3 pseudogenes are annotated in these 2,684 nt (G+C 69.0%); all 3 read left to right on the plus strand.

Annotated features, from left to right (window positions below):
- Window positions 1–135, plus strand: a pseudogene (sufC, locus tag QH470_RS24045) (Fe-S cluster assembly ATPase SufC); the annotation flags it as partial.
- Between the two features lie 11 nt (window positions 136–146).
- Window positions 147–2,216, plus strand: a pseudogene (locus QH470_RS24050) (SulP family inorganic anion transporter); the annotation flags it as partial.
- A gap of 287 nt (window positions 2,217–2,503) precedes the next feature.
- Window positions 2,504–2,684: pseudogene (locus QH470_RS24055) on the plus strand (SulP family inorganic anion transporter); the annotation flags it as partial.

The following is a 2,684-nucleotide window of genomic DNA, read 5'->3' on the forward strand; positions in this document are numbered from 1 at the left end:
CACTACACCCGCATCCTGCGCTACATCCAGCCGCAGTTCGTGCACGTGTTCGTGGGCGGCCGGATCGTCGCCGAGGGCGGGCCGGAACTCGCCGACGAACTGGACGCCAACGGCTACGTGCGCTTCACCTCCGCCGCGGCCCCCCCGGCCCGCGGGCCCCCGCCGGTCTGCTGGCCGCCGTCGTGGGCGGCCTGGTCGCCGGTCTGCTCGGCGGATCGTCGCTGCAGGTCAGCGGGCCGACCGCCAGTCTCACCGTGGTGGTGGCCGAAAGCATTCATCAGTTCGGCTGGGCCACAACGTGTTTCATCACGATGGGAGCCGGGCTCTTACAGATCCTGTTCGGCCTCGGCCGGATCGCGCGCGGCGCGCTGGCCATCGCACCGGTCGTGGTGCACGGCATGCTCGCCGGGATCGGCATCGTCATCGCGCTGCAGCAGCTCCACGTCCTGCTGGGTGGGCAGTCGCTGAGTTCGTCCTGGGACAGCATCACGCAATTGCCGCATCAGCTGGCGGCGGCCCAGGGCGGCGATGCCCTGGTCGGCGGTGTCGTCATCGCCATCCTACTGGGCTGGCGGTATCTGCCGCCGCGGATCCGCGCGGTGCCGGCGCCGCTGGCCGCGGTGGTCGCCGCCACGGCCCTGGCCATGGTCGTGCCGACCAGCATCGAGCGAATCGTGTTGACGGGCACGCTGTTCGACGACATGTCGCTGCCGGCCATCCCGCACGGCGGCTGGTCCGCGGTGGCGCTGACGATGGTGACCATCGCGCTGATCGCCAGTGTGGAGACGCTGCTGTCGGCGGTGGCCGTGGACCGGCTGCGCCCGCAACAGCGGACTGATCTGGACCGCGAGCTGATCGGCCAGGGCATGGCGAACATGACCTCCGGGCTGATCGGTGGCCTGCCCATCGCCGCGGTCATCGTCCGCAGCATCACCAACGTGAAGGCCGGGGCGCGCACCAAGGCCTCGACGATGCTGAGCGGTCTCTGGGTGCTGATCTTCGCGGTCCTGCTGGTCGAGGTCGTGCGGCAGATCCCGAAGGCCGCGCTGGCGGGGGTGCTGATCGTGATCGGCATCGGGCTGGTGAAGCTGGCCCACATCCGGCTGGCCCGCCGCACCGGCGACCTGTTCGTCTACGCGACGACGGTGCTGGTGGTCGTGTTCGCCAACCTGCTGATCGGCATGCTGGTGGGGCTGGCGCTGTCGTTCGCGCTGCTGCTGTGGCGCGTGGCGAAGGTGACGATCACGGTGCAGCCGCTGGGCGTGCGCCGCGTGGTGACCATCGACGGCACCTTGACGTTCATGGCGGTGCCGCGGCTCACCGGCGAGCTGGCCGCGGTCCCGGTCGGCGCCCCGGTGACCATCGAGATGGCGGTGGACTTCGTCGACCACGCGGCCCACGAGGCGCTGCACGAATGGGCGCAGCAGCACGAGAGTTGCGGCGGTACGGTCGAATTCGTGGAGATGGGCGCCGCGCGCATCGCGGATCTGGAGGTCGGCCCGCCCACCCGCGGGCACGCCCGCCGCATCCTGAACGAGACGCTCGGTCCGTGGCGGCGCACCGCCCGCACCGACCCGATCGCCGCCGGCGTCGCGGCCTACCACCGCGGCCACGCCCACGTGGTGCGCCCGCACCTGGGTGAACTGCAAGACAGCCAGAATCCGGACTCGCTGTTCCTGACCTGCGCCGATTCCCGGATCGTGCCGAATGTCATCACCAGCAGCGGTCCGGGCGACCTGTTCACCGTCCGCAATATCGGCAATCTCATCCCCGCCGACGGGCGCGACACCTCGGTGGAAGCCGCACTGGTCTACGCCCTGGACAAGCTGGACGTCCGGTCGGTGGTGGTGTGCGGGCACTCGGGCTGCGGCGCGATGGACGCGCTGTACCACGAACGGGTGACCGGTTCGGGGCTGGATGCGTGGCTCGTGCACGGCCGGCCCGCGCTCGAGCGCTTCCGCGCCGGGCATCCGGTGGCGGTCGCGGCCGCGGCGGCCGGGTTCAACGAGGTCGATCAGCTGGGCATGGTGAATGTCGCGGTCCAACTGGAGGTGCTCTCGCGGCACCCGGTGGTGCGCCTCGGCATCGAGGAGCGCGGCGTGGTCCTGGCGGGGTTGTTCTTCGACATCTCCACCGCGCGCGTCATCGAGATCACCGCCGACGGCATCGGCGAGATCGATGACGCCGGAAGGCAAGTCACGGCACTACCGGTGTAGGCGAACCCGGCCGTGGGCGAGGGCCGGGACGGTAGGTCGGGCAACGCCCCGGGGTGAGCACCCGGGGCGTTGCCGCTGTTTGCGGCACAGTGTGAGGGCCGTCACCTCGAGATGCGGAAGTGTCCCCAGCTAAATATCCTTTTCTCAGGCTTTGCTTAGTCTTTACTATTAATCTCGCCTTACTTCCGGGTGACTGCCGGACAACGCCGTCCCGCAGCTGCTTTCGATGCCTGGAGAACATGTTCGACCAACCGGGACCGGCGACACCGGCCTGGTGAAGGAGCAATATGTCCACCGACACCGACACGTCCCCTAGATCGGACATCTCGCCGGAGAGATCGTGGTCCGATCGTTTGTCTTCTGTTTCTCGCCATGATCTGCCTGCGTCGATCGTGGTGTTTTTGGTGGCCCTGCCGTTGTCGCTGGGTATCGCTATCGCGTCGGATGCGCCGATCGCGGCGGGGTTGA

It is taken from the genome of Nocardia wallacei (assembly GCF_029868745.1).
Taxonomy (GTDB): domain Bacteria; phylum Actinomycetota; class Actinomycetes; order Mycobacteriales; family Mycobacteriaceae; genus Nocardia; species Nocardia wallacei_B.